At 58.9% G+C, this 4,055-nt stretch carries 3 protein-coding genes and 3 pseudogenes; 1 reads left to right on the top strand and 5 read right to left on the bottom strand.

Translation table 11 applies throughout. The features are described from left to right. Nucleotides 1-242: pseudogene (locus B3F77_RS16775) on the top strand (hypothetical protein); the annotation flags it as partial. Nucleotides 243-288: 46 nt separating this feature from the next. On the opposite strand, the gene B3F77_RS16770 reads toward B3F77_RS16775, so the two are convergent. The 5 genes and pseudogenes from B3F77_RS16770 to B3F77_RS16755 form a co-directional block, all read right to left on the bottom strand. Further along, a complete protein-coding gene (locus tag B3F77_RS16770) occupies nt 289-1,071 on the bottom strand; it encodes a PEP-CTERM sorting domain-containing protein (protein WP_293606052.1) in 783 nt (260 codons plus the stop codon). A 409-nt stretch (nt 1,072-1,480) separates the two neighbouring features. Continuing rightward, nucleotides 1,481-1,564, bottom strand: coding sequence for a hypothetical protein (locus B3F77_RS21070; protein ID WP_414703035.1), 84 nt, complete (start codon nt 1,562-1,564; stop codon nt 1,481-1,483). 92 nt (nt 1,565-1,656) lie between these two features. Then, a pseudogene (locus tag B3F77_RS21065) lies at nt 1,657-1,749 on the bottom strand (CopG family antitoxin); the annotation flags it as partial. Then, nucleotides 1,733-1,915, bottom strand: coding sequence for a BrnT family toxin (locus tag B3F77_RS16760; RefSeq protein WP_293606053.1), 183 nt, complete (start codon nt 1,913-1,915; stop codon nt 1,733-1,735). The pseudogene B3F77_RS21065 and the gene B3F77_RS16760, both read right to left, overlap by 17 nt. Nucleotides 1,916-2,149: 234 nt before the next feature. Beyond that, nucleotides 2,150-3,669: pseudogene (locus tag B3F77_RS16755) on the bottom strand (transposase). Nucleotides 3,670-4,055 lie beyond the last annotated feature (386 nt).

Below are 4,055 nucleotides of genomic sequence, written 5' to 3'. Positions count from 1 at the left end.
AGCATGAGGTTGTCAAAACGCGGGGCATTCAACTTCTGCCAGACTTTGACCAGATCCCGGTCAGCGCCCTGCATCAGACCGTCCATCATTTCAACCGCTACAGCCCGATGGTGTCGCGCCTGCTGCATTTGATGATCATCGACATCCTGGCCACCTGCGTCGCCTTGCGCATCGGTGGCGACAAGCTGCAGCCCTTGCTGCAGGAAATGAAGAATAACTTGCGCAGCAAGCGCTACGCCTGAAATCCCATGATGCCAGTGCAGTGAGCCTTTGCGAGGCCTTGGCGACTTATTGCGCCTTGTTCCGGCGCGCCAAAGCCAGGCCGGCCAAGCCGACGCCGATCAGCGCCAGCGACCCGGGTTCCGGCACATTAAGTGGATCACCGGCGATCATGTCTTGTGCACCACTGGCCTCGAACGTCATCAGGTACTTGCCGTCAAGGGCCGCGGTGCTGTCAATCGCACCCTTGAATTGATTCCACCAATCCACTGTCGGCGTCTCGAGCGCAGATGCGCTGAAGCTGCCAGCACCAAGATCCCAGCCCGCGCTGGTTTCGTACTTGCTCTCCCAGATGCCGAGCTGAATCGCGGCGCCCTGGTAACCATTGACCGGATGCAGCCAAGCATAAGGATCGTAGGTCGATTTACTCTGACTCATCACGGAATTCACCGCGCCAAGAAAGTCCTGCGTGCGGGCAAGTTCGCCATTCAGGTTGATGGTGTAGTTCACCGTCTGTCCGTTATTAATGCGCTCATACACATCGTAGCAATACATGTAGAGATCGTTGAGCCCATCAACGAAAATCGATTCAGGCACGCCAACCACATTCGTGCCGGTGCCCTGGAAGCGGCCGGCCGCCACATACTCGGTGATCGATCCGCTGGCTGGAGCCAACTTGGGTAACGTGATGTTGACGGCGTCGTAACCGGATCCGGCGAAGATATTGTTGTCGAACTTGACCGTGATGGTCGCCGGGGCTGCGCTGCAGACCGAAGCCGCGCAGGCACAAGTCAGCAAGGCAAAAGTGTGTTGAAAAGCGATCATTAAGCAGTTTAAGAGTTGTTGATGCAAGCACATGCAAAAACCAAGCCAAGATTGTAATCCGTTGATAATAAATGGGTTTTTTGCATTCCAAAGAACATTCGGATCCTGACTGTAAGAAATTTCGACAACTTGTACATAAAACTGGCATGCCGCGTCACGCGGACCGCGCGGCCGGCCACATTCACCTGGCCGCCGACCACCCGAAAGGCTACGACCGCTACAGCCCTTGCTGCAGGAGATGCAGACCATTTGCGCAGCAAGCGCTACGCCTGAATCTGATGGGAACAGCCTTTTTATATATAAAAACAGGCTCTAGCCCCCGTACTACTTACGCAAGCAGCTATAAAAACAGTAGCAAATAGAAGCCCCCCCCCTTGTTCGACCGCATTGAAATCGGAATCTACCCCCAATTAACTCGGATCGACGCCGAGCGATCTCAATGGCTATGCAGCTTTTCCTGCAACCAAACCTTGATCAGCGACTGGTAGGGTACGTCGCGGGCGTTTGCGGCGGTTTTGATGGAGTCCAGCAGGTGTGCTGGGGGAGCCGCAGCGAAATCGTCTTGGTGGTGGGTTTCAAGTTCGGCAAAGTGACCTTCCGGGCTTTCGACCAGTCCAGGTACTCGGTGGAATCATGCGTTTCCCAGAACGCACGCTCTTGAGCTTCGTTGACGAACGTAGGAACGGTCTTAGTCTGCTTGTTCATAAATGGCTCGCTCCTTTCTGTGCATGTCCCTGGCTGAGATGACCCGGATCAACATTCCGGACTGGCGCAGAGTGACAGTGATGTGCAGTGTTCGCCCGTCATCCGTCTTGCCCAGAGCGTGAAGCCGAGGTTCTTGTTGGCGGTGCGCCGTATCCTCTATTACCATCATGTACTGCGTATTCCGGCGATCGACGGATAGGAAATTCAACCACATGAGGCCAAGTATCGCGCCTTGGAACAGCGCTCGATCCTCAAGAAAACCCTCACTTGGCCCGAAGCAACGCACTGCATGACAGGTTCACCACCAAAACACATTGGCCTGGAGAGCGATTGAGTGTGCGCGGGGTGCGCCAGTCGCAGCGTTACTGCGCAGCGAGTCTGAATCGCCGCTTGTGCCCGTTCACCAATTGACGCGCTGATCCACCTCGTAGTCGGGTGCCGGTTGCGCCGCCAGATCCCAGTCCGGCTCGACTTCGACACCCTCGCCCACCTGAACGTCACAGTCATCCCACAGCGGTGGCCCGCGTGCTGGGGCTATGCGCGGGGGCTCGGACTCCACGCCGATGTGGTCCAGGATCTTCCTGATCTGGGTGCCCTCGGTGATGAACGCAATCAGGCGCATCTGCCCACCGCACACAGGGCACAGCAGCGGAAAAACCTCGTAGATGCGGGCGATCAAAACCGCCCACAGGTAGTGCGCCGGTGAGCGCTTGGGCGGATCGGGCTGGGCTGACTGTGGCAACTGGGCACCACCGCCGAGCGCATTGCCATCAGGCACCACCCCAGGCGCGCCCTCGCTCGTGTCGACTTGCCCCCGGTCTGCACCGAGGCTTGTTGCGCCGGTGCTGCCATGGCCGTCACGCTTGCCCTCAGTGGCGAGTTCGGTGCCAGCACACCAAAGTAGCGATGCCGGTGCGTGCGTGGTGGTGGCACCAGGGCAGCGATACGATCGATCAGCTCCAGTGGCGTGAGCACCAACTCGGCCACTTTGCTGCCAACCGGTTCGCTGTGCTGTTTGGCGCAGCGATACACCAGCTCAGCGCCCTCTTTGCGCAGGCGGTCCATGGCAAAGGGTGGGCGGGCGCAGTAGCGCAACAGCCGCTCCAGCGCAGTGCGGTCGTGCGCCTCAATGCGCACACCGGCATCGACCGAGAAGCCGCTGTGTTTGTAACCCAGCATCTCTTTGGCCTCACAACTCTCAAGCAGGCCCCGGCCCACGAAGGCGCGCAAGATATGCCTGCGCAAATCAGCTTGCACCTGGGCCACGGCAGTCTCATCAATCCCAGCGACCGGGTGAAAACGAAGTTTCGGCGCGCCATAAATCACGCCAGGCGCTGTAGCTACGGCATCGGCCTCGCCTTGCTCCACCTCAAACACCCCGTCAACCACGCAGACGTGGAAGTGCACATGCTCGTTCAGGCTGGAGCCAAACCGGTGGATGAAAGCCACTGCGCCGATGTGCCGGGCTGATTTATCGACCTGCGCGGCACCAGGGCAGCGTTGGTGCAGGCTCTGCTCAATGACCCGTAAAAAGATACGCAGCACCATGCCCAGCACAGTCCCATCGCGCTGCATGAAGTAGCGCAGCCGTTTAGGTATCGACAGCACCCACTGACGTATCGGCAGGCGCGGGAAGACGTGATCGGTCAGGTGCGCTGCCGTCTCCACCATGCGCCGGGTGTTGCACGACGGGCACACGCCACGGCCTTTGCAGGAATAGGCGACAAAATAGTCGTGCCCACAGTCTACACACCAGGCCCGCGCAAAGCCATGGGCAAAGATGCCGCATTCGAGGTATTTGCGAAACGCCTGGCGGACGTAGGAACGCGGCGTATGGTGGTCGCCCTGGCCGTCGAACTGGCCTGCGCTGGCCAACTCAAGCCAGGTCTCAAAATTCTCGCTAATGGTGCGGTACAGCAGGGTTCGCTCGGGGTGGCGCGGGTTGTAGAGCCTGGGTTTGGCCGCTGATGCTGATTGGGCTGCAGCAGGCGTGCGGGGACCCCGGTGCTGGTGCGAATGTGGCTTTGCCTGCGACTGCGCTGTGGTTGCGTGCATGGTGCAACGCCTTTTGGGCGTGGCTTAAGGCACATAACTGTACATCCATACAGTATTTATGAATCACCCTTTCAGACTGCCCAGAAAGCAAAAAGCCCGAACCGGTGAGGGTTCGAGCTTTTCGTTGGGGAGGCAGACCTGAACTACTTCCGCGACGGCGGCACATCCGTGCAGCTGCCGTGCGCCATTTCCGCCGCCATGCCGATGCTCTCGCCCAGCGTGGGGTGTGGGTGGATGGTTTTGCCGATGTC

It is taken from the genome of Polaromonas sp. UBA4122 (assembly GCA_002381615.1).
In the GTDB taxonomy this organism is placed as follows: Bacteria; Pseudomonadota; Gammaproteobacteria; order Burkholderiales; family Burkholderiaceae_C; genus Polaromonas.
Note: the sequence above shows the minus strand (reverse complement) of the source record. Positions and strands in the feature narration are given on the sequence as shown.

What these genes read in the sequence shown, in the direction of transcription:
- B3F77_RS16760 (WP_293606053.1), bottom strand. Translation starts at nt 1,915, where the DNA reads ATGGTAATAGAGGATACGGCGCACCGCCAACAAGAACCTCGGCTTCAC.